The following is a 22,492-nucleotide window of genomic DNA, read 5'->3' as shown; positions in this document are numbered from 1 at the left end:
AATGTTCAGATCAGCTGCGCAGCGGCCGAAACGCGTCCCGAACCTCTCGGCTGAAGATGTCCGGCTGCTCCCATGCAGCGAAGTGGCCGCCGGCTTCGGCCTGATGGAAGTAGATCAGTCTGTGGTAGGCCTTTTCCGCCCAGCTCCGCGGCGCCACAAAGCTCTCGCCGGGAAACGCGGTCACGGCGGCCGGGATCGTGACATTGGCGGGCAGATAGAGGTTGGTCTTGTTCTCCCAGTACAGGCGCCCCGACGAGATCGCCGTGTTGGTCAGCCAGTAGAGCGTAATGTTGTCGAGCACGTCGTCACGGGTCAGTGCGCCGGCGGAATGCCCGTTGACGTCGCGCCCGAGCACGGCTGATTGCATCGCGGAGGCCGGCTGGGCATAGCCGTCGCCGTGATCGAGCAGCCAGGCGGCAAGGCCGGCCGGCGAATCCGCAAAGGCCGCGAGCGACTGCGGGCGCGTACCCATGATCTGCGCGTAGGCGCGCCGCTTCGCGAATTGAAGCTTGAGCTGGTCGAAGGCGTGCTGCTCCTCCGCGGACATGTTGTCCGGCGCAGGGCCGCCGGTGCTGACCGCCTTGATGACCTCGGGCGGAACGACACCGGGCAGATTGACGTGGATGCCGAGCAGTTCCGGCGCACCCAGCTTGGCCATTTCATTGGAGACCGGCGAACCCCAGTCGCCGCCCTGCGCCACGAACTTGCCGTAGCCGAGCCGCTTCATCAATTGAACCCAGGCCCGCGCGATACGCTGGGGATCCCAGCCGACCGTGGTCGGCTTGCCGGAGAAGCCGTAGCCCGGCATCGACGGGATCACGAGATGGAACGCATCCGACGCGCTGCCGCCATGTGCGGTGGGATCGGTCAGGGGGTCGATGATCTTCATCTGCTCGATGACCGAACCCGGCCAGCCATGCGTGACGATCAGGGGCAATGCATTGTCGTGCTTCGAACGAACGTGAATGAAATGGATGTCCAGCCCGTCGATTTCGGTGATGAACTGCGGCAGCGCGTTGAGCCGCGCCTCTACCTTCCGCCAGTCGTAATCGGTTTGCCAGTAGCGGACGAGATCGCGCAGCATCGCCTGCGGAACGCCCTGGGAGTCGTCATTCACGGTCTCCTTGTCGGACCATCGGGTCGCGGCCAGGCGGCGGCGAAGGTCGACAAGGTCTTCCTCGGGGATGTTGATGCGGAATGGCCGGATCGCATCATTCTCTGCCGCCGTAGCGGGATGCGCGGGGAACAGGCTGGCCGCACCGGCAGCAGCCAGGCCCAGCGCCGCGCCTGTCAGCAGCCTGCGCCGGGTTTGGTCGATGGCCTCCTCGGTCGATTGGCCCATTGCGATTGCAGCTGGCGTCTTCGATGTCGTGGTCATTTGACTGTCTCCTTGGAACGAGAGGCCGCCGGCAATGCCGCGATCACCTCCGTGGTTGTCAGGATGGCATGAGCGTAAGTCGGACCATTCAGCTCGTGAGCGGCGTGCATCATGTCGTGCGAGAAGGCGGCGGTGGCATCGCGCACCAGCGTCACGTGGTAGCCGAGCTCCATCGCGAAGCGGGCGGTCGATTCGATGCAGGTGTTGGCCAGCAGTCCGACCACGATCACATGGGTGATGCCCTTCTGCTTGAGCAGGAAATCGAGATTGGTGTTGGCGAACCCGCTCTGCCCCCAATGCTCCCCGGCGACCAGGTCACCGGGCTTGGGCGCAAAGTCCGGATGCCAATCCCCGCCCCATTCGCCGCGCGCAAAGCTGTGGCGCTGCATGATCAAGTGCTGGGTCGGGTTGGGATGATCCCAATCCTCATAGTCGCCGGGCTCCCAGCGGCGGTGCGGGACGATCACCACCTGGATGCCGGCGGCCCGGACCGCGCCGTCGAGCCGGCGCAGATTGTCGAGCAGCCCGACCCCGTCGGCGATCGGCTTGATGCGCGGGAAGACCATGCCGCCCTCGGAGAGGAAATCATTGTAGGGATCGACGAGAAGCAGCGCGGTTCGCTCGCGTGGATAGATGATCTCAGACATCGATCGCTCCTTGGCCATCAGGCGTCCGGTTGGGTTTGCTTCAATGACGCGCTCCCGTTCACTCCGGCAGCGGCTTGCCGGTTTGCTCGCGCATGATGTACTCGGCATACCAATCGGGCCAGTTCGCATCGTGGCCACCGGTCCGCTTCTCGTGCTCGCCATGGGCCGTAGCCGCGCGGCGCAGTGCGGCGGCGAGATCGGCCGATGAGGAGAAATTCGTGCTGTTGCCGTCGACCCGCCCGGGCAGGCGTTGCGTCACCTGCTGCAGCAGCCAGACGTTTCCGTCGGGATCGTTGAAGGTGGCGAGCGACCCGTAGCTCGGCCGCTCCGGATCCGGCCCCTTGATGCGGCCTTCCGCGCCGCGGTGAAACACCTCGCTGACATCGGCGCCGCGCGCGATCAGCTCGGCGCGCGCCGCTTCGATATCGTTGACGATCAGGAAGCGCGGCAGCGCAGGCCCCGAGCCGAGATGGATCGAGGTCGGCGAGCCCGGCGGCGTCAGTTGCAGGGCGCGCGAACCGTCGGGCCTGACGAAGTCGGCATCGAGCCGCCAGCCCAGGTCCTGGTAGAAGCGCTTGGCGCGGTCGACATCCGAGACCGGAATGACGACGACTTCGAGCTTCAAATCGACTTTGGCCGCTGTCGGCCCCTGTTCGGTGGTCATGGCTCGCTCCTTGGTGATGCAGACCGGGCTATCAACGGCCCATTGCATTTGCGACGATGCCGGGCCATATTACTATGAAAATCATAGTAACAAGCCTGATGAAGAAAACGTGATGACCAAAATGAAGGACAACACGGCTGACCAAACGCTGTGTCCTGTCGCTCGCGCCGAGACCGTCGTGGGCGACCGCTGGACAGTACTGGTTCTGCGCGAACTGTTCGCGCGGAATCATCGCTTCGAGGAGATCCAGGCGCAGTCCGGCGGCACGCCGCAGATGATCACGGCACGGCTGAAGAAGCTGGAAGCGGACGGGCTGGTGACGCGGCACGTCTACAACCAGCGCCCGTTGCGCCACGAGTATCACCTCACCGAGAAGGGCGAAGCGTTCTTTCCGGTGTTGATGGCGCTGCGCGCCTGGGGCGAGACCTGGTGCAAGTCACCGCGGGAAGGCCGCGCAATGAACTACACCCATCTCGTCTGCGGCAAGCCGGCCGGGCTCGGTCCGGTCTGCGAGTCCTGTGGCGAGCCGGTCCGTCGCGCCGACCTGGTGGGCGAACGGACGCCCAAATACCAAAGAGAGCGCGATGCGCGCTGGGAGGCCTTCAAGGCGACCCGCTGAATCCCCCGACGCCGCCGGCGCAAGCGGACAACGCGAGAGCCTTCGCACCGCAGCGTCTCGATCACACGGGGCCGATCCGGCCGAGCCCCGCACAACACAGGAGACCACCATGCCATTCGTTCGTATCGACCTGAAGCGCGGCAAGTCCGCCGAATATCGCAAGACCCTCGGCGAGATCGTCTACAAGGCGATGCGCGAGGTGATCAACGTACCCGAGAATGACAAGTTTCAGGTCATCACCGAGCATGACCGCGGCGACCTCAACTATGCCGACAACTATCTCGGCAACAGCTACAGCGACGATCTCGTCTTCATCCAGATCACGCTGAATGCGGGGCGGACGGTCGAGATGAAGAAGGCGTTCTACAAGCGAATCGTGAACGATTTCCAGAGCCAATTGCAGGGACGTCCGGACGATATCTTCATCAACCTCGTCGAGGTCGCTAAGGAAAACTGGTCGTTCGGCAACGGCATCGCGCAATACGCGAGCTGAACGCAGAACAGGCTTGCGCCGGGCGGACGGTCGTCCGTCCGGTGGCTTGACTTGCGATCGGCGTTGCCAGCACGCATAGTGCTCCCCGTGCACGAACAACAACAAGCAGGGAGGCAACCATGAGGACGATCGCAGCCGCGCTGTGCGCGCTCGCGCTGATCGCAACCGGTGCGCGGGCACAGACGCTGAAGGATTTCATGGCTGTTGTCATGAAGAAATGGACCGCGCCGTTCGACCCGTTCCAGCTGGTCGACAATATCTATTACGTCGGCACCGACGGCATCGCGGTCTATATCATCAAGACGTCGCAGGGGCTGATCCTGGTGGATACGGCGATGCAGCAGTCGACCGGCATGATCAAGGACAACATCGCCAAGCTCGGATTCAAGGAAGGCGACATCAAGGTCATCCTCAACACCCACGCCCATCTTGACCACACCGGCGGCTTTGCCGAGATCAAGCAGGAGACCGGCGCGCAGCTGATCGCCGGCGAGCGCGACAAGCCGCTGCTTGAGGGCGGCTATTATCCGGGCGACGAGAGCAATGCCGATCTTGCCTTTGCGCCGGTCAAGGTCGACCGCACCGTCAAGGAAGGCGACAAGGTGACGCTTGGCGACGTGACGCTGACCGCGCACACCACACCCGGCCATTCGCCCGGCTGCACCAGCTGGGAGATGACGGTGAAGGACGGCGGCCAGCAGCGCAACGTGCTGTTCTTCTGCAGCGGAACGGTGGCGCTGAACCGGCTGGTCGGCCACCCGACCTATCCCGGCATCGTCGACGACTACCGCTCGACCTTCGCCAAGGTCAAGGCGATGAAGGTCGACGTGCTGCTCGGACCGCATCCGGAAGTCTACGAGATGCAGGCCAAGCGCGCCCAGATGAAGGACGGCGCGCCGAACCCGTTCGTCAAGCCAGGCGAAAACGCCACCTACGTGGCCGGGCTGGAGCAGGACTTCGACAAGCAGCTCGCCAAGCAAACCGCCGCACTGCAAAAGGCGAATTAGGGATCGCAGCGAAAGGTCATACCGTCATCCTGAGGAGCGCGCAGCGCGTCTCGAAGGATCGACGGCCCGGCTGGTGGCCGATTCATCCTTCGAGGCTCGCTCCGCTCGCACCTCTAGGATGACGGGATAGGCGCCCATGCAAATCTCAGCCGTTGCCGCGGCAACTATCAGCGCGCGGCGGCTTGACATCGTCAGGCAATCCATCGACAGGTGGATTGCCTTTCCGCTTTTGCCGCCCGCAATGACGGAACACAACAAGACAGCAATGGGAGCCGCCCGATGTCCTCGCGCAAACCCGCCGCCGGCAAAGCCAAGACCGTCACCGTCAAGGACGCCACCTTCGGCCTCCTGCGCGCGTGGGGCATCAAAAAGGTGTTCGGCAATCCCGGCTCGACCGAGCTGCCGTTCCTGAGCGACTGGCCCGACGACATCGACTACGTGCTCGGCCTGCAGGAGGCCTCCGTCGTCGGCATGGCCGACGGCTATGCGCTCGCGACGCGCAATGCCGGTTTCGTCAACCTGCATTCGGCGGCCGGCGTCGGCAACGCGCTCGGCAACATCTACAATGCTTATCGCAACCAGACCCCGCTGGTGATCACCGCCGGCCAGCAGGCGCGCTCGATCATGCCGCTGCAGGCCTTCCTCTACGCCGAGCGCGCCTCCGAATTCCCGCGGCCCTACGTGAAATTCGCAGTCGAGCCGGCGCGCGCCGAGGACGTGCCCGCCGCGATCGCGCGCGCTTATTACGTCGCGATGCAGCCGCCCTGCGGGCCGACCTTCGTCTCGGTGCCGATCGACGACTGGGCGCATGCGACGCAGCCGCTCGAGGCGCGCCAGGTCAGCCGCGAAGTCGGCCCCGATCTGTCGGCGATGCGGGCGCTGGCGGCAGCGCTCGGCGAGGCCAAGCGCCCTGCCCTCGTCGTCGGCCCCGCCGTCGATCGCGCCGAGGCTGTCGATCTCATGGTTGACGTCGCCGAGAAGACGAAGGCCGCGGTCTGGGCCAGCCCGTTCTCGGCGCGCTGCTCGTTCCCCGAGCGGCATCCGCAGTTTGCCGGCTTCCTGCATGCCGCACCGGGCCAGCTGTCCGACGCGCTGCGCGATCACGATCTCGTCGTCGTGGTCGGCGCGCCGGTGTTCACCTTCCATGTCGAGGGCCATGCCGCGATCTTCGACGGCTCGACTCCGATTTTCCAGATCACCGACGATCCCGATGCCGCCGCGATGACGCCGACCGGCCACAGCATCGTCGCGACGATGAAGCCGGCACTGTCGGCACTGCTCGAAATGCTTCCGGAGACGAAGCGCACCGCACCGGCGGGCCGCATCCTGCCGGCGGCACCCGCGGCCGGCGATCCGATCCCAGCTGAATACGCGCTGCATGCGCTCTCGGCCGCGATGGGCCCGCATGACGCGCTGGTCGAGGAGGTGCCCTCGCATCGCCCCTTGATGCAGAAGGCGATGCCGATGCGCGGCCAGGACAGTTTCTACACCATGGCGAGCGGCGGCCTCGGCTACAGCCTGCCGGCCGCGGTCGGCATGGCGCTCGGCCGGCGCGAGGGACGCACGGTCTGCCTGATCGGCGACGGCTCGGCGATGTATTCGATCCAGGCGCTGTGGACGGCCGCGCAGCGCAAGCTGCCGCTGACCGTCGTTATAATGAACAATTCCGGCTACGGCGCGATGCGTTCATTCAGCCAGGTCATGCAGGTGCGCAACGTGCCGGGGCTCGATTTGCCCAGCATCGATTTCGTCAAGCTCGCCGAAGGCATGGGCTGCGACGCAATGCGGGTGACGAAATCGGCCGAGCTTCCCGGCGCCTACAAGCGCGCCCTCTCGCATCAAGGCGCCAGCCTGATCGAGGTGATGGTGGATTCCGCGGTGCCGCTGCTCTACACGCAGAAGGGGTGAGGGCAAACGCGACTGCCATCATCGCTTGCGAAGCAGTCAGCTGCGCAAGAAATCCAATTTCGGCGCAATTGTAAGGGACGCGCTCGCGGTTGGGTTCCCTCCCCCCTTGCGGGGGAGGGCTAGGGAGAGGGGTGCCAAACGACGTGCTCTCTCGGCATAAGTCTCAACGTACCGCGATCGAGATTGCGAAAGCGAGACTCACGTCAATCATCTCACCCGGGGCTTACCCCTCTCCCCAACCCTCCCCCGCAAGGGGGGAGGGAGCCTGAATAGCGTGCTCACCTGACGAGCGCGGGCTCCAGCGCGGCCGCTGACGGCGCCGGCACCTCGCAGCCGGTGGCGCAGCAGCGGCCGGGCTGCTTCGAGACCCGCTGTCCCTCATCGACAAGGCCGCGGCCGAGCAGATTCTCGACCAACTCGGCCTTCTCCATCACCGGATAGTTGCGCCAGATCTCGCGCTTCATCGCTTCCGGCGAGCCGCCGCCGTGCAACGAGATCACCGAGTACCAGCCGGCTTCGTGCGAGACCGTGAGGTCCTCGATCAGCCGCGCCACCTCGGCGCGCTGCTCGGCCGGAATATCCGGCCGTCCGCCCATCACGGCGGCGAGCGAGGCGCGGGTCTCCGGATTGTGGTCCTCGTCGGGGCCCGGCAGTGCCACGATCAGGCCGCCGGAGACGTAATGCGCGACGCGGTGCATGTCGTAGATCTTGGTCGCCAGCAGCAGCTTGCCGATGTTGGAGAACACCGCATCCGGCATCACCGAGCCGGCCGGATCCCTGGTGCAATAGACCGAGGAGGCGACGCCGCAGGCATAGAAGCTCTCGGTGATGGTGATCAGTTCGACCATCGCCTCGCGGATATGGGCGTGCTTCTCGGCATCGAGCCCGTTGGCCTCGATCATCAGCGCGCCGGCGCCGATCAACAGATCGCCGAAACCGGCGCGCGCGCCGATGCAGGAATGGCGGTGATGCGTGGCGTAGAACGTGGTGAGGACACCGCCCTCCTCGGTCTCGCCGGCGAGGAAGACGCGGTCATGCGGCACGAACACGTCGTCGAAGACAACGACGCCGACCGACTGGCCATACTTCGCCGAGAATTTCGCCGATGCATCGCCGGGCCGGCCCGCCGGGCGCGCGACGATGGTGACGCCGGGCGCGTCGACCGGCACGGCGCAACAGACCGCAAAATCCCTGTCATCGGGCACATGGGTACGGCACGGCATGACCAGGAATTCGTGCATGTAGGGCGCGCCGGTGACGATCGCCTTGGTGCCGCGGATCACGATGCCTTCGGGGCGGCGCTCCTTGATATGGACGTAGACGTCCGGGTTGGCCTGCAGGCCCGGCCGCTTGGAACGGTCGCCCTTGGCATCGGTCATGGCGACGCCGAGCGTCAGGTCCTGGTCCTGCACCTCGTGCAGATAATTGAGGAAGCGCTGGCTGTAGTCGGTGCCATGGCGATCGTCGGTCAGCCTGGTCACCTGATAGAGACCGTTCAGCGCATCGTGGGTGAGATAGCGCTGCGCGCAGCCCGACGTCCGGCACACCAGCCGCACCGCCTCGAGCTTGTAGAGCAGGTCCTGCGAGCTCTCATTGATGTGCAGCATGCGGTTGACCGTCTTGCCCGAGGTGCCCTGCCGCGCCGTCATGATCGGCGCGTGCTCGGCGCGATGCGCGAAATCGTAGGTGACGCCGACACCCGCCACGCCCGGCGCCAGCAACGGCTCGTCAGCGACGCTCGCCACCGCCTCGCCGTTGACGAACACACGCGGCTTGTAGCGGCGCAGGGATTCCCGGTAGTCCGCGGCCGTCATCAGCATGGCGCTTCTCCCTTGCTCATTTATTCTAACGCTGTTAAATTATCTGACGCTGTTTGAATTGAGTCAAGAACGGATTCGCCCCCGAACATGCAGATGCGCGAGAGCAGGAAGGAAGCGGTCAGCCGCCTCAAGCGGGAGCTGATCCTCGATGCAGCACGCAGCGTATTCGCCGAGGAAGGCCTCGAAGGCGCGAGCCTGCGGGCGATCGCGACCCGGGCCGGCTACACCCCGGCGGCGCTGTACTTCCACTTCGATTCCAAGGAAGCGATCTATGCCGAGGTGCTGCGGCAGTCGCTGGCCGCGCTCGGCGAAGCCGTCAGCGCGGCGGTCGTGACGACGCGCGGCGCCAAACAGAAGCTGCACGCCGCGGGCATGGCGTTCTTCCGCTATTACGCGGACCACCCGCGCGATCTCGATCTCGGCTTCTATCTATTCCGCGGCGGCATGAAGCCGGCCGGGCTCGGTCACGACCGCGACCACGAACTGAACGCCGCACTGGAGGCCGCGCTGCATCCGATCGCGGAAGCCGCCGAGGCGCTCGGCACATCGAGGCAGAAGGCGAACACGGTGATGGTGGACTGCTTCGCGCACGCGACCGGCCTCTTGCTGCTGCTGCACACCGGCCGCATCAGGATGTTCAGCGCCTCGGCGCCCGATTTGATGGACGCCTATCTGCGGGACAGGATCGCGCAACTCGCGAAGGAGTGAGATTGCGCACACACAAGTGAGGATGGCACCGGCGGAAGGGTTCCCTCCCCCCTTGCGGGGGAGGGCTAGGGAGAGGGGTGCCACACGGGTGCTCTCTCATTTCAATCTTAACGGCGCGCGACCGAGACTGCCATCGCGACGCTTCGATCAATCATCTCGCCCGGGGCTTACCCCTCTCCCCAGCCCTCCCCCGCAAGGGGGGAGGGAGCCTGACTGGCGTGCTCACCTCACATCGCAACGACATGCGCGGCCAGTCTGGCCAGCGAGTCACTTCCCGTAACTCTCCCGCATCTTGGCCTGGATCTTGGCCATGCCGCCGATCCAGCGGTCGTAGTTCTCGGTCTTCTTGCGCATGTAGCCGAGCACCTGCGGGTGCGGCAGGATCAGGAAGGTCTCCTGCTCGATCCCCTTGAGCGCATCCTGCGCGACCTGCTCCGCCGTGAGATCGCCGTCGCCGGATTGCGGGCCCTTCGGGATCGAGCGCAGCATGTTGGTATCGACGCCTTGCGGGCAGAGGATCGAGACCTTGATGTTGTCGGCACGATGCGAGATAGCGAGGTTCTCCGCAAAGCCGACCGCGGCGTGCTTGGTGGTCGAATAGGCTGGGCTGCCGACCTGCGACAACAGGCCCGCGGCGGAGATCGTGTTGAGGAAATAACCGCCGCCGCGCGCCTTCATGCGCGGCACCAGATGCCGCGCGGCATAGACATGCGCCATCACATGGATCGCCCAGCTTCGCGACCACGGCTCGTCCGAGGTGCCGCCGGCATTTTTCGACAGCGGATCGAAGCCGCCGCCGATGCCGGCATTGGAGCAGAACAGCGCGATCGGGCCGAACATGCGCTCGGTCTCGTCGATCACGTGCAGGATGTTCTTCTCCTGCCCGACATCGCACTTGAAGGCGGCGCCGCCGACCGAGGCCGCGACCTTCTCGGCCGCCGCATGATCGAGGTCGACCACCACGACCTTGGATGCGCCCGCGGCGTGGAACGCCTCGCACAGCGCCTTGCCAATGCCATTGCCACCGCCGGTGACCACCACGACTTTACCTGCCACCTGCATGGCCATCCTCCCGATATCTTTGCTTGCACACTTCGCTTTGCTCACCGTGTGCGCCGCCCGTCATCCTGAGGAGCGCGTCTCGAAGGATGCACGGCCCGGCTGGTGGCGTCGACCCTTCGAGACGCGCGTACGCGCTCCTCAGGAAGACGGGAGAGAGCGGGCGAGCCAAGGATCATGATAGCTCATCCGCCGCAGATGGCGAGAACTTCAGCTCGCCAGCACGACGTCGAACACGGCCGTATAGTGGCAGGCGGCCCCGAGCAGCACGAAGCAGTGCCAGATCGCGTTCTGGAAGCGCAGCCGCCGCCAGGAGTGGAAAATCACCCCCAGGCTGTAGAGAATGCCGCCCGCCAGCACGAACCCGAGCGCCATCGCCGGCAGCGCCTTCACGACGCGGTCGTAGAGCATGATGCCGCTCCAGCCCATCGCGAGATAGAGCCCGATCGAGAGCCGGTCGAAGCGGCCGGGGTAGCGCAGCTTCAGCCAGATGCCGACGATCGCGACACACCACACGCCGACGAGCAGCGCGATCGCGAAATAGCTGTCCTTCAGTTCCACGATGAACGGTGTATAGGTCGCGGCGATCAACAGATAGATCGCGGAATGGTCGAAGCGCCGCAGCACCCATTTGGCGCGCGACACCGGCCACAGATTATAGGTCGCCGACAGCGTCAGCATCGCGAGCAAGCCCGCGACATAGACCGACACCACGGCAACGTCGAACGGGCCGGCATAAACCGCGGTCAGCACGATCAGCGCGGTGGCGGCAACCAGCCCGAAAGCGACGCCGACAAGATGAACGACGCCGTCGGCGATCAGCTCGGCACGGTCGTAGTTCCACAGCGCGGCGCCGGCCGCGTGGATCGAGGACGAGGCAAGTTGCTTCAGGCGAAAGACCGTCATGCAGGCTTCCTGGGGGCCGTTGGACTATGGGTAGCGCGGGTGGCGTGATGCGTTCAATCCCCTTGCAATCCCCTTGCAATCCCTCGCCTGCAAAGGCGCCGGAAATGTGAAGCTTGATTTTGGCCCGATAATCGCCACCTTGCGGGAGATCGCCCGCCCCTTTGGGTCCCTCCTGCCGGGTTTATCGTTAACCCTCCATGCCCCCCAGTTTTCGAGATATCGTCGAGGAAGCGCGTCTCTCGGCGCGGGCATTGCTCGACTATGGCGAGGGTTTGCTCAAGCCGACGGTGCGGCTCGGCGTCACCGGCCTGTCGCGCGCCGGCAAGACCGTGTTCATCACCGCGCTGGTGCACGGCCTGACCCGCGGCGGCCGCTTCCCGGTATTCGAGGCCTATGGCTCGGGACGGATCGCACGCGCCTATCTCGCGCCGCAGCCGGACGATGCGGTGCCGCGCTTTGCCTATGAGAATCATGTCCGCACCCTGATCGAGGAGCGGAGCTGGCCGAACTCGACCACCGACATCTCCGAGCTCAGGCTCGCGATCGAGTATCAGCGGCAAAATGGCGCGGACCGCACGCTGACCCTCGACATCGTCGACTATCCCGGCGAGTGGCTGCTCGACCTGCCGCTGCTCAACAAGAGCTACGAGCAATGGTCGGCGGAGAGCCTTGCCTTGTCGCGCGAGCCGCTCCGCGCCAAGCTCGCGGCGCCCTGGCACGCGCATCTGGCAACGCTGAAGCCTGAGGCCAAGGAGGACGAGCAGGCCGCGCGCACCGAAGCAAGATTGTTCACCGATTATCTGCGCGCCTGCCGCGACGAGCGCTTCGCGATGAGCCTGCTGCCGCCCGGCCGCTTCCTGATGCCGGGCAACCTCGCCGATACGCCGGCACTGACCTTCGCGCCGCTCGACGTGCCGGTGGACGGCAGCGCGCCCGACGGCTCGCTGTGGGCGATGATGCGGCGGCGCTACGAGGCCTACAAGGACGTCGTGGTGCGACCATTCTTCCGCGATCACTTCGCGCGGCTCGACCGCCAGATCGTGCTCGCCGATGCGCTCGCCGCGTTCAATGCCGGCCCCGAGGCGCTGCACGACCTCGAGGCGGCGCTGGCCGGCATCCTCGACTGCTTCCGGATCGGCCGCAGCACGATCCTCAGCACGCTGTTCCGGCCGCGCATCGACCGCATCCTGTTCGCGGCGACCAAGGCCGACCATCTGCACCACCAGAGCCACGACCGGCTGGAGGCCGTGCTGCGCCGGATCGTGGCCAGGGCCGCCGAGCGCGCCGAATATGCCGGCGCCGCCATCGACGTGGTGGCGCTCGCCGCGGTGCGCGCCACGCGCGAGGCGCAGGTACAACGCGGCCGCGACCGGCTGCCATCGATCCTCGGCACACCGGCGCCGGGCGAGTTCGCCAATGGCGAGCGGCTCGACGGCGAGACCGAGGTCGCGACCTTTCCCGGCGATCTGCCCGACAATCCGGAGGAGCTGTTCAACGGCGGATTCCGCGGCCTTTCCAGCTCGGGCGCCGAGGCCGCCGACTATCGCTTCCTGCGCTTCCGCCCGCCGAAACTGGAACGAAACGGCGATGCGGAGCCGACGCTGCCTCACATCCGCCTTGACCGCGCTCTCCAGTTCCTGATCGGAGACAAACTGCAATGAACGAGAAGACGCCCCCGCGGCGGCCGGCGACGTTCAAGCTCGACGATCCCGGCGTAGTCGTGATGGATCCGGACGAGGCCGGCCGCCTCACCCGCGGCACGATCCAGATCGTGCCGGAGGCCGAACCCGCACAGCTCCCGGTCCCGGTCGATATGCCGCTGCTGCCGGCGCGCCGCGGCTTCCGCTGGGGCACTCTGTTCTGGAGCTCGGTCGCGGGCCTCGTAGTGCTCGGCAGCGGGCTCGGCGTCATCAACCTGGTCGAGGATCTGTTCGCGCGCAATGAAGGTCTCGGCGTTCTCGGGCTGGGGCTCGCGCTCATCGCCACGGTGGCGCTGGCCGTCGTCACGACGCGCGAGCTGGTCGGCCTGGCGCGGCTTGCGACCATCGAGAAGCTGCATCTGCGCGCCGCGGAAGTGCTGATCAGCGACGACCGCGCCGCGAGCCGGGCTGTTGTTGCCGACCTGCTCAAGCTTGCGCATCGGACCCCGCAGCTCGCCCGCGCCCGCAGCGCGCTGCAGAGCCACACCGACGACATCATCGACGGCGCCGACATGATCCGCCTCGCCGAGCGCGAATTGATGACGCCGCTCGACGAGGAGGCGCGGCGGCTGGTGTCGACGGCAGCGCAGCGCGTCTCGGTCGTCACCGCGGTCAGCCCGCGCGCGCTGTTCGACGTGCTGTTCGTGTTCGTGGCGAGCTTGCGGATGATCCGCCAGCTGGCGCGGCTCTATGGCGGCCGGCCCGGCGCGCTCGGCATGATCCGCCTGCTGCGCCACGTCATCGCGCATCTGGCGATCACCGGCGGCATGGCGGCAAGTGACAGCCTGATCCAGCAGATGCTCGGCCACGGCATCGCGGCAAAACTCTCGCAACGTCTCGGCGAAGGCATGCTCAACGGCCTGCTAACCGCCCGCCTCGGCCTCGCCGCCATCGACGTGACCCGTCCGCTTCCCTTCAACGCCCTGCCCCGCCCGGCCCTCACCGATCTGGCGAAAGACCTGATCCGCAAGCGCGAGGAAGAGGAATAGCTCTACGTATTTTCCGCCCAAAGCGGCGCCCATTGTTGCGCCCTCTCCCCTTGTGGGAGAGGGCAGCGCAGCTGCTTGTCACAAGCTCGCTTGGGTGAGGGGTTTCTCTCCACGCGCAGCTCTCCCGCGCAAGATATACCCCTCATCCGGCAGCCTTCGGCTGCCACCTTCTCCCACAAGGGGAGAAGGTGATCTCGCAAGGCTCCAGCTGCATCGCCAGCACGCGCCAGCGGAAGAACGTGGTGTCCGGCGGCGGCGACAGCTCCGGCGTCCAGCCGCTGATCTTCTCCAGCGCATAGATGTCCATCACCATGCCGCGCCAGCTCCGCGTCACGCGCTCCAGCGGCTGGCGCACCGCCGACGTCTCGCTCCACAGCGGTAGATTGTTCTCGGGCTCGCGCCCGACATAGATGCCGATGTGATCGCGGATCTGGCTCATGCCGGGATCGGCAAAGCCCTGGAAGCGGCCGCGCTCGTTGACCTCGACGACCGGCACCCGTCCGCGCAAGAACCAGCGCAGCATCGCGTAGGTGCGATAATCCGTGGTCGCGACCCAGGTCGCGCCGGTCGCCTGCACCTGCGCCAAAGTGCGCGCGGCCACCACATCGTAGCCCGCCTCGGTGCCGATCGGATCGGTACGGCCGATCAGATTCCACGGCGCGAACATGTAATAAAGGAAGACGCAGACCACGAAGACGATGCCCGATGTGATCGCAGTCCGCGCCCAAGAGACCGTCGATTTGACGAGCCCGACCGACCAGCCCTCGAACGGCATCTTCGTGACGTTGATGGCAACGGCCGCAAAGCCCGCCGGCCACAGGAACATCGGCCAGGTGTCGCCGACCCGTAAGGTCAGCGACTTCCAGAGGAAATAGATGAACGGCACCAGCACCGCGGTCGCCAGCAGGATCGCGACCGGCTCGCGCCTGACATAGCCGCGCCATGCCGTCAGCACTGTCCCGAACAGCGTCACCGGCAGCAGCACGAAGCCGACCAGGCCGAACTGCATGCCGATGAACTCACCGAGCGTGCGGAAGGTGAGATCGCGTTCGACGGTGGCGCGCACCGCCTGGAAGCGGAACGAAGCCCAGTCGTGCTCCGCATTCCAGATCAAGACCGGCGAGAACACGACGATCGCGATCAGCGCGGCAACGTAAGGATACGGACTGCACAGCCAGCGCCAGCGCCATTCCGGCACCAACGCGAAGGCGAGCACCGCCGGCGCGAACATGATCGCGGTGAATTTCGACAGCAGCGACAGCCCGGCGAACAACCCCGCGGCCAGCCACCAGCGCCCGTCATTGCTCTGCGCCAGCCGCACCAGCGACCACAGCATCGCCGCCGAAAACGGGATCAGCGCCGTGTCGGGCGCGACCTTGGCCATTAACAACCCGTAATAAAGCGCGGCCTCCGGCAGCAGCAGCGCCAGCATCACCGCGCGGATATTATTCGATGTCACGCGGCGGACGATGTCGGCGAGCAGCAGCTGGGTCGCCAGCATCGCCACGATGCCACCGAGGCGAACGCCGAGATTGCTGTCGCCGAGGATCGCGGTCCCAAAACGGATGAACCAGGCGACCATCGGGGGATGGTCGAGGAACGACAGCACGTTCTCCTTCGACCAGGTCCAGTAATAGGCCTCGTCGGTGCGCAGATCGAGCGCATGGGCATAGACCAGCCGCATCGCGGTCATGGCGGCCATCACGGCGATGACGCCGCGCCAATCCGGCGCGCGCGAACGGGCCGGCTTGACGCTGATGTTATCGGGATGGGCTATCGTCACGGCGCTTTTTGTTCGACTCTTAACGGAGTGTCAACGTGCTGCGCTGCCCGCTGTCGGGGCTTGTCCGGACCCGCGGTGGTGTTCAGCGCGGGAATTAAGCACTAGAATTGCCGATCATGAATCACATGGCCTCCCCTTCGCGCGAACATTTGCAGGAATTGGCCCGCGGCATCGGCCAGCGGCAGGTTCGCCTGGTCACGGGGACGATCATGTTCGCCTACCTGATCAGCCATTTCCTCAACCACGCGCTCGGCAATGTCTCGACGGAGGCGATGGCGATCGGGGTGCACTACCACACCAAGTTCTGGCAGTTCCTGCCGGTCGCGATCCTGTTCTACACCGCCTGCCTGGTGCATGCCGGGCTCGGGATCTGGGCGCTGTATGAGCGCCGCGAGTTCCACTGGAAGGCGATCGAGCCGCTGCAGCTGACGCTCGGCCTCAGCATCCCGATGCTGATCGTCGCGCACGTCGTCGGCGTGCGGCTCGGCCAGACCCTGTACGGACACGAGAAGCTCTATCCGCAAGAGCTGTACACCTTCTTCATCGCCTCGCCGAACCGGCTCTGGACGATGCTGGCGGTGCTGGTGATCGCGTGGGTGCATGGCTGTATCGGCCTGTATTTCTGGCTGCGGCTGCGCCCGTTCTTCCCGCGCGCCGCGCCGTTCCTGCTCGCGACGGCGGTGCTGATCCCGACGCTGGCGATGCTCGGCATCTATCAGGGCGGCCGCGCCACCATCGCCGACTATCAGGATCCGGACTGGCGGCGCGAGGAGCTCTCGGTGCAGAAGCTCGGGACGGCGGCCCAGGGCACCACGCTCGAAAGGATCACCGATGACCTGACGATCGGCTATCTCGGCCTGCTCGGCCTCGTGCTGCTGGCGCGCGGCGCGCGTGCCCTGCTGGAGCGCCGCGGCGGCATGATCGCGCTGTCCTACGGCAACGGCCGCACGCTGCGGGTGCCGAAGGGGCTGAGCGTACTGGAAGCGAGCCTGCGCTACAACGTGCCGCATGCCAGCGTCTGCGGCGGCCGCGCGCGCTGCTCGACCTGCCGCATCCGCATCATCGGCGATCATGCCCAACTGCCCGAGCCCTCGCCGCGCGAAGCCTTCGTGCTGCACCGGGTCGGCACCGACGATCCGTCGATCCGGCTGGCCTGCCAGTTGCGGCCGACCGGCGACCTGACCTTCTTCCAGCTGTTCCTGCCGCACACGATGTCGGCGAACGCCAACGCCGCCAATCCGACGCGGGTCGGCCAGGAGCGCTATCTGGTCAGCATGTTCGTCGACATGCGCGGCTCGACCCAGCTCGCCGAGAAGCGGCTGCCGTTCGACACCGTGTTCATCGTCAACCGCTTCCTCGGCGCGGTGTCGCAGGCGGTGCTGGAAGCCGGCGGGCGGCCCAACCAGTTCATCGGCGACGGCATGCTGGCGCTGTTCGGACTCAGCACCGACCGCCAGGTGGCCTGCCGCCAGGCGCTGCGCGCGGCGGCGCTGATCGCAGCCAATATCGACGAGCTGAACCAGTTTCTCAGCCACGATCTGCGCGAGCCGATCCGCTTCGGCATCGGCATCCATGGCGGCGAGGTGATCGTCGGCGACATCGGCTATCGCGATCATATGGTGTTCACCGCGCTCGGCGACGCCGTCAACGTCGCGGCGCGGCTGCAGGACATGACCAAGGCGCTGGCCTGCGAGGCGGTCATCTCCGACGAGGTGCGCGCCACCGCTGGCCTCGCTGACAATGCCCTCCCGGCGCAGGAGGTCGCGATCCGCGGCCGCAACGAGCCGATGACCGTGCGCACCGTCGAGGCGACGCGCGACCTGTCCGCACTGGTCGACGACCGGCGTGCCGTCGCGGCCTGACCGGTTCATCTCCCCTTCATCCAATGTGACCTGCCGCACATCCGTGGGTGCGTTCAGCAGCGATGCTCGAACGCGTCCCGTGCCGGATGCGACTGACTGGCGATGGGTAACGCTGCAACCGCGCCGCGACAGAGTTCAACGCGCATCTGAAGGAGACGACCATGCTTCGCAAAGTCACGCTTGCTCTCGCTACCGCCGCAACGCTTGCTGCCGCCGCGCTGGCGCCGACCGCAGCTTCCGCCAAGCCGTTCTTCTGGCATCCGTACCACCATCACTTCTGGGGTGGCCCGGGCATCTCCGTCGGCTTCGTCGATTCCGGCTGCTACGTCACCCGCCTGGTGCTGACGCCCTACGGCTATCGCTATCGCACCGTGAACGTCTGCTACTGATCGAGCCTTCTGCCTGGATGGAAATGCCCCCGGTCGCCGCACGCGGCCGGGGCTTTTCGTTGTTGCGTCGCAACGCCGGTGGACGCTGCGAAAGCTCAATTGACTTGAAGTTGTCAGGTGCGACATTTGTCGCCGCGCGCAATCCATGATGCGAAGGCGCGCAAGGCAAAGTGAGCCTGGTGATGACCGGCTCACGACAGAACAGCTTCGGAGGAAGCGGAATGCTCGATCGACGGGACTTGATGAAGCGCGCCGGGTTGGCCGCTTTGGTGACAGGGCTGGGATCAAGGGGCGCATTCGCCCTCGACACGGTGACGCTGCCCTTCGGCAATGGCGAACGGCCGCTGGTGCGCTACCCGCAGAAGCGCCCGATGATCGGCCTGACCAGCCGGCCGCCGCAGCTGGAAACCCCGTTTGCGATCTTCAACGACGGCCCGCTCACACCGAACAACGCGTTCTTCGTCCGCTATCACCTCGCCGGCATCCCTTACGATCTTGATCCGGACAAGTTCACGCTCGAGATCAAGGGCAAGGTCGACAAGCCGCTGAAGCTGTCGCTAAAGGATATCCGGAAGCTGAAGGCCGTCGAGCTCGTCGCCGTCAACCAGTGCTCCGGCAACAGCCGCGGCTTCTTCAATCCGCGCGTCGCCGGCGGGCAGCTCGGCAACGGCGCGATGGGCTGCGCGCGCTGGCACGGCGTGCCGCTGAAGGCCGTGCTCGATATCGCCGGCGTGCAGGCCGGCGCCAAGCAGGTCACCTTCAACGGCATGGACGGCCCGGTGATGGAGACGACGCCCGACTTCGTGAAGGCGCTCGACATCGACCATGCACGCGACGGCGAGGTGATGCTGGCCTGGGGCATGAACGGCGAGGACCTGCCGTTCCTGAACGGCTTCCCGCTCCGCCTCGTGGTGCCCGGCTATTACGGCACCTATTGGGTGAAGCACCTCAACGAGATCACCGTGATCGACAGCGTGTTCGAGGGCTTCTGGATGAAGTCGGCCTACCGGATTCCGGACACACCGAACAACGCGGTCGAACCCGGCACCGCACCAAAGGCGACGATCCCGATCAACCGTTTCACGGTGCGCTCGTTCATCACCAGCGTTGCCGACGGCGCCAAGCTGAAGGCCGGCCACACCACGCTGCGCGGCATCGCCTTCGACGGCGGCAAGGGCATCAAGGAGGTCGTGGTCTCGACCGACGGCGGCAAGAGCTGGACACCGGCAAAGCTCGGCAAGGATCTCGGCAAATATGCGTTCCGCGAATGGAAGCTGAAGGTCGCGCTGCCGGGCGGCGCCTCGGAGCTGAAGGTGCGCGCGACCAACAATGCCGGCGACACCCAGCCGATGGATCCGTTGTGGAATCCGGCCGGCTATCTGCGCAACGTCGTCGAAACCGTGCGCGTCACCGCGGCGTGAGGAGAAGCATCATGACCAGCAAGCTGCTTCCCGCCGTCGCCGCGATCGCCGCATTGTCGATCGGCGCTACGATGGCCGCGCCCGTCAACTACACGCTTCCCGAGGAGACCGCGGCGTTCAAGCCGGGTCCCAACCTCGACGTGGTGCAGAGCAACTGCACCGGTTGCCACTCGGCCGACTACATCAAGACCCAGCCGCAGGGCGAGAAGTTCAAGAAGGACTTCTGGCAGGCGGAGGTGACCAAGATGATCAAGATCTATGGCGCGCCGATCGACCAGGCCGACGTCGGCAAGATCGTCGAATATCTCTCCGCGACCTATTGAGACGCCGCCCGTCCATCCCCCCCCCCGCGCGGCGGCCGAAAGCCCGCGCGCGGAGCCATCAATCCAATTCGTTTCAGAGGGACCAATTCGTTTTGCAGCGCATCAATTGACCACGAAACAGGCAATCCGACGCCAAAAACCTGCAAAGCGGGTTGTTTCCGGGCAAAAACACACCGTGGTTTGATCTACCCAGCTTTTTTCAAACTGCTATCCTGTGCGATACGGACAAGCCGGTTTGTGCGGGGACCGACTGGTCTGTTTTCGATTGATTCCGCGGAGACGACTGGAATGCCCAAAGGTACAGTGAAGTGGTTCAACCCGACCAAGGGTTATGGATTCATCCAGCCCGCAACGGGCGGCAAGGACATTTTCGTGCATATTTCAGCAGTTCAGAAGGCTGGGCTTCAGAGCCTCAACGAAGGCCAATCTGTTGAATATGAAGAGATCGCCAATCGCGGCAAGACGTCAGCCGAGAACCTCAAGGTCTAGCGCACCGCGCGAGATCCAGCGGCGCACTCTCGGACGCCATCCGGGAGTGGGGGCCGATCCAACATCACACGACGTGACGTTCGGCGGAGCGGGCACGGCGCCCGCGCGCCACGATTTTTGATTTTTCCTGCGGCCGCCATCGCCGGCGCGCCGACGTTTATCATTTGCTCCAAGACGGCGCGCAGCAGCTGAATTGCCGCGTCACAGACAGGTGCCGCCCTGGCCGGTGCCGCACGGCACCTTCTTCGCCAAATCCTGGATCTTGCGCTTCGACTCGGCCTGCGCCAGCACGTCGAACACGCTCGACGGCGCGAGCTGCGTCGCCTTGCGGAAGTCCTCGGTCGCCTTGTCGGTGTGGTTGAGCTGCTCATGGGCCTTGGCGCGGGCGAACAGGCCTTCCACCGTCTCCTTCTGCGCGATCGACCGGTCGAGATCCTCGACCGCCTTGTCGTAATTGCGCAGCGCCGACCAGGTGATGCCGCGCAGCGTCAGCGCCGGCTGAAAATCGGGCCGCGCAGCGAGGACGAAGTCGAGATCCTTCATCGCATCATCCGGCCTCTTCAGCCCGAGATGGGCCCGCGCGCGCAGCACACGGGGGAAGGCATCGTTCGGCGCCCGCGTGACGATCTGGTCGAACGCGGCGATGGCGCGGTCGAACTGGGAAGACGTCAGCATCGCGAGCCCGCGGCCGAGCTGGGCCGTCGGATTGTTGGGGCTGCGCTCCAGCACGGCGTTGATATCGACCAGCCCCTCGTCGGCCCGGCCTTTGAGCATCAGCGCAAGGCCGCGCCACGATTTGGCGATCAGATTGGTCGGCACCAGCGCCAGCGCCTGATCGAAATCCAGCAGCGCCTTGTCGAGCTGGTTGAGGCCGAGATAGGCGAGCCCGCGCTCGGTGAAGGCGAGCGTCTCCTTGGCATTGAGCGAGATCGAATGGTCGTAGTCGGCGAGCGCGTCCTGCACCTTGCCGGTGCTGGACTTGACCAGGCCGCGCGCCAGATAGGCCAGCGAATTGTTCGGATCGAGCGCGATGGCGCGGCCGGCATCAGTCATGGCCTCGTCGAACTGTCGCGTGCCGGCGGCATTGAGCGCGCGAAAAGCCAGCAGCTGGGGATCGTTCGGCTTGAGCTTGAGCAGTTCGCTGAGATCGCTGCGCGCCTCGGCCAACCGGCCGAGCCGTGAATAGGCCAGCGCGCGTGTCCGCAGCGCAGCCTCGTTACCGGGATCGCTGCTCAGCACCTGGGTCAGATTTGTGACAGCGCCCGCGTAATTGCCCTGCGCGACGAACTGCTTGGCCTGCTCGATCTGCTGGTTGGCCGCCGCGGGCGCGGCTGGTCGCGCCGCCTGCGCGCCCGGCGTCGCCGGCGACTGCGCGGCCGCACCGGCCTTGGCCAGCTCGGCCTGCATCGCGAGCGCCTGCTGGCGCTGCTGCTGGATCTCCTTGTTGTCGGGAAGGAACGTCAACAGCCTGTCGAAGTCGCCGATGGCCCTGACATAATCGCCCTTGGCGCTGTAAAGCTGGGCGCGTGCGAAATAGGCGTTGCGCTCGGTCTGCGGCGCCTGCGCGATCGCACGTGAGAAATCCTCGATCGCGTGATCCATGTCGCCCTTGCGGCGGTAGGCCTGGCCGCGCCAGTAGAACGCGTTCGGTGTGCTCGCGTTGACGGCGATCGCGGTGTTGGCGTCGACTAGCGCGGCATCGGGCTGTCCGGATTCGACATAGGCCCGCGCCCGCCCGACATGGGCGGCGGGAAGATCCTGCCGCAGCGCGATCGCCTGGCCGTAGTCCGAAATCGCATCGCTCCAGGCGTGCTGGTCGGCGCGCAGATTGCCGCGCGCCAGGAAGCCGAACGGGTTCTTCGGCTCGAGCTCGATCGCGCGATCAAAATCGGCGCGGGCCTGATCGAGGCTGCCCTTGCGCTGATAAACATAGCCGCGCGCAATCAGCGCCGGCACGAATTGCGCGTTGAGCTGCGCCGCCGCGTCGGCATCGCCCAAGGCCTGATCGATCTTGTTGCGCGCGATGTAGAACCGCGAGCGGCCGGTGAAGGCCTTGGTCCGATCCTCCGTAGAGCGAGCGCTGTCGCTGATAATGCCCGAACACGCCGCCTCGGCCTTGTCCGTCGGCGGGCCGCCGCAGTCCTCGACATCACCCGCGCGGGCCGGGCCGGCGAGCACTGGCCACACCAGCAGCGCAAGCGCCGGCAATCGTGGGAAACGAACACCGCCGATGGCGGCATCGGTGCAAGTCCAACGTGAACGCATATGGTAGCCTCGGGTTGACCGAATGCTGCCGGTGTTAACGCGTCACTTGGTTCTTATGGTGA

At 65.7% G+C, this 22,492-nt stretch carries 20 protein-coding genes; 12 read left to right on the top strand and 8 right to left on the bottom strand.

All coding sequences use genetic code 11. The features are described 5' to 3' along the window. Positions 1 to 10: 10 nt before the first annotated feature. From XH92_RS11385 to XH92_RS11375, 3 genes are read right to left on the bottom strand one after another with little or no spacing between them, the layout of a single operon-like run. Positions 11 to 1,378 carry an epoxide hydrolase family protein gene (locus XH92_RS11385; protein WP_194459290.1) on the bottom strand — a complete coding sequence of 456 codons (1,368 nt, stop codon included), beginning with the start codon at positions 1,376 to 1,378 and terminating at the stop codon, positions 11 to 13. Continuing rightward, positions 1,375 to 2,025, bottom strand: a complete 651-nt coding sequence (locus XH92_RS11380; RefSeq protein ID WP_194459289.1) for an isochorismatase family cysteine hydrolase — start codon at positions 2,023 to 2,025, stop codon at positions 1,375 to 1,377. Before XH92_RS11380 ends, XH92_RS11385 begins: the two co-directional genes overlap by 4 nt. Before the next feature lie 58 nt (positions 2,026 to 2,083). After that, positions 2,084 to 2,689, bottom strand: a complete 606-nt coding sequence (locus XH92_RS11375; RefSeq protein WP_194459288.1) for a VOC family protein — start codon at positions 2,687 to 2,689, stop codon at positions 2,084 to 2,086. A gap of 121 nt (positions 2,690 to 2,810) precedes the next feature. Here XH92_RS11375 and XH92_RS11370 point away from each other — a divergent pair, with 121 nt between their 5' ends. From XH92_RS11370 to mdlC, 4 genes are all read left to right on the top strand, one after another. Next, positions 2,811 to 3,308, top strand: coding sequence for a helix-turn-helix domain-containing protein (locus XH92_RS11370; protein ID WP_194461215.1), 498 nt, complete (start codon positions 2,811 to 2,813; stop codon positions 3,306 to 3,308). Between the two features lie 109 nt (positions 3,309 to 3,417). Next, entirely contained in the window at positions 3,418 to 3,801 is a 384-nt protein-coding gene (locus XH92_RS11365) for a tautomerase family protein (RefSeq protein WP_194459287.1), read from the top strand. A 119-nt stretch (positions 3,802 to 3,920) separates the two neighbouring features. Next, positions 3,921 to 4,808, top strand: coding sequence for a BJP family subclass B3 metallo-beta-lactamase (gene blaBJP, locus XH92_RS11360; protein ID WP_194459286.1), 888 nt, complete (start codon positions 3,921 to 3,923; stop codon positions 4,806 to 4,808). Positions 4,809 to 5,087: 279 nt separating this feature from the next. Further along, the gene (gene mdlC, locus XH92_RS11355) at positions 5,088 to 6,716 is read left to right on the top strand and encodes a benzoylformate decarboxylase (RefSeq protein WP_194459285.1); all 1,629 of its coding nucleotides are present in this window, start codon (positions 5,088 to 5,090) and stop codon (positions 6,714 to 6,716) included. Positions 6,717 to 6,994: 278 nt separating this feature from the next. Here the strand turns inward: mdlC and XH92_RS11350 are convergent, their stop codons facing one another. Then, positions 6,995 to 8,536, bottom strand: coding sequence for a 4-hydroxyphenylacetate 3-hydroxylase family protein (locus tag XH92_RS11350; RefSeq protein WP_194459284.1), 1,542 nt, complete (start codon positions 8,534 to 8,536; stop codon positions 6,995 to 6,997). A gap of 93 nt (positions 8,537 to 8,629) precedes the next feature. Between XH92_RS11350 and XH92_RS11345 the strand changes: the two genes are divergently transcribed. Then, the gene (locus tag XH92_RS11345) at positions 8,630 to 9,244 is read left to right on the top strand and encodes a TetR/AcrR family transcriptional regulator (protein WP_246788370.1); all 615 of its coding nucleotides are present in this window, start codon (positions 8,630 to 8,632) and stop codon (positions 9,242 to 9,244) included. Positions 9,245 to 9,511: 267 nt separating this feature from the next. On the opposite strand, the gene XH92_RS11340 is transcribed toward XH92_RS11345, so the two are convergent. Continuing rightward, the gene (locus XH92_RS11340; protein ID WP_050404122.1) at positions 9,512 to 10,306 is read right to left on the bottom strand and encodes an SDR family oxidoreductase; all 795 of its coding nucleotides are present in this window, start codon (positions 10,304 to 10,306) and stop codon (positions 9,512 to 9,514) included. Positions 10,307 to 10,513: 207 nt separating this feature from the next. After that, positions 10,514 to 11,209, bottom strand: coding sequence for a hemolysin III family protein (locus tag XH92_RS11335; protein ID WP_194459282.1), 696 nt, complete (start codon positions 11,207 to 11,209; stop codon positions 10,514 to 10,516). Between the two features lie 197 nt (positions 11,210 to 11,406). Between XH92_RS11335 and XH92_RS11330 the strand changes: the two genes are divergently transcribed. Next, complete coding sequence (locus XH92_RS11330; RefSeq protein WP_194459281.1) at positions 11,407 to 12,870, top strand: YcjX family protein; 1,464 nt, start codon at positions 11,407 to 11,409, stop codon at positions 12,868 to 12,870. Next, on the top strand, positions 12,867 to 13,898 hold the full coding sequence (locus XH92_RS11325) for a YcjF family protein (RefSeq protein ID WP_194459280.1): 1,032 nt from the start codon (positions 12,867 to 12,869) through the stop codon (positions 13,896 to 13,898). Before XH92_RS11330 ends, XH92_RS11325 begins: the two co-directional genes overlap by 4 nt. Positions 13,899 to 14,040: 142 nt before the next feature. Here XH92_RS11325 and XH92_RS11320 read toward each other — a convergent pair whose 3' ends face one another. Further along, the gene (locus XH92_RS11320) at positions 14,041 to 15,600 is read right to left on the bottom strand and encodes a glycosyltransferase family 39 protein (RefSeq protein WP_194461214.1); all 1,560 of its coding nucleotides are present in this window, start codon (positions 15,598 to 15,600) and stop codon (positions 14,041 to 14,043) included. 197 nt (positions 15,601 to 15,797) lie between these two features. Between XH92_RS11320 and XH92_RS11315 the strand changes: the two genes are divergently transcribed. The 5 genes from XH92_RS11315 (at position 15,798) to XH92_RS11295 (ending at position 20,165) form a co-directional block, all read left to right on the top strand. Beyond that, the gene (locus tag XH92_RS11315) at positions 15,798 to 17,543 is read left to right on the top strand and encodes an adenylate/guanylate cyclase domain-containing protein (protein ID WP_371817994.1); all 1,746 of its coding nucleotides are present in this window, start codon (positions 15,798 to 15,800) and stop codon (positions 17,541 to 17,543) included. 161 nt (positions 17,544 to 17,704) lie between these two features. Further along, entirely contained in the window at positions 17,705 to 17,932 is a 228-nt protein-coding gene (locus XH92_RS11310) for a hypothetical protein (protein WP_194459279.1), read from the top strand. 221 nt (positions 17,933 to 18,153) lie between these two features. Next, positions 18,154 to 19,353 carry a molybdopterin-dependent oxidoreductase gene (locus XH92_RS11305; RefSeq protein ID WP_194459278.1) on the top strand — a complete coding sequence of 400 codons (1,200 nt, stop codon included), beginning with the start codon at positions 18,154 to 18,156 and terminating at the stop codon, positions 19,351 to 19,353. A gap of 11 nt (positions 19,354 to 19,364) precedes the next feature. After that, positions 19,365 to 19,676 carry a cytochrome c gene (locus tag XH92_RS11300; protein ID WP_194459277.1) on the top strand — a complete coding sequence of 104 codons (312 nt, stop codon included), beginning with the start codon at positions 19,365 to 19,367 and terminating at the stop codon, positions 19,674 to 19,676. Positions 19,677 to 19,964: 288 nt separating this feature from the next. Continuing rightward, positions 19,965 to 20,165, top strand: a complete 201-nt coding sequence (locus tag XH92_RS11295; RefSeq protein ID WP_021079749.1) for a cold-shock protein — start codon at positions 19,965 to 19,967, stop codon at positions 20,163 to 20,165. A 201-nt stretch (positions 20,166 to 20,366) separates the two neighbouring features. Here the strand turns inward: XH92_RS11295 and XH92_RS11290 are convergent, their stop codons facing one another. Beyond that, positions 20,367 to 22,430, bottom strand: coding sequence for a tetratricopeptide repeat protein (locus XH92_RS11290; protein WP_194459276.1), 2,064 nt, complete (start codon positions 22,428 to 22,430; stop codon positions 20,367 to 20,369). Positions 22,431 to 22,492 lie beyond the last annotated feature (62 nt).

It is taken from the genome of Bradyrhizobium sp. CCBAU 53421 (genome assembly GCF_015291625.1).
Classification (GTDB): domain Bacteria; phylum Pseudomonadota; class Alphaproteobacteria; order Rhizobiales; family Xanthobacteraceae; genus Bradyrhizobium.
This window is presented reverse-complemented; position numbering and strand designations above follow the sequence as displayed.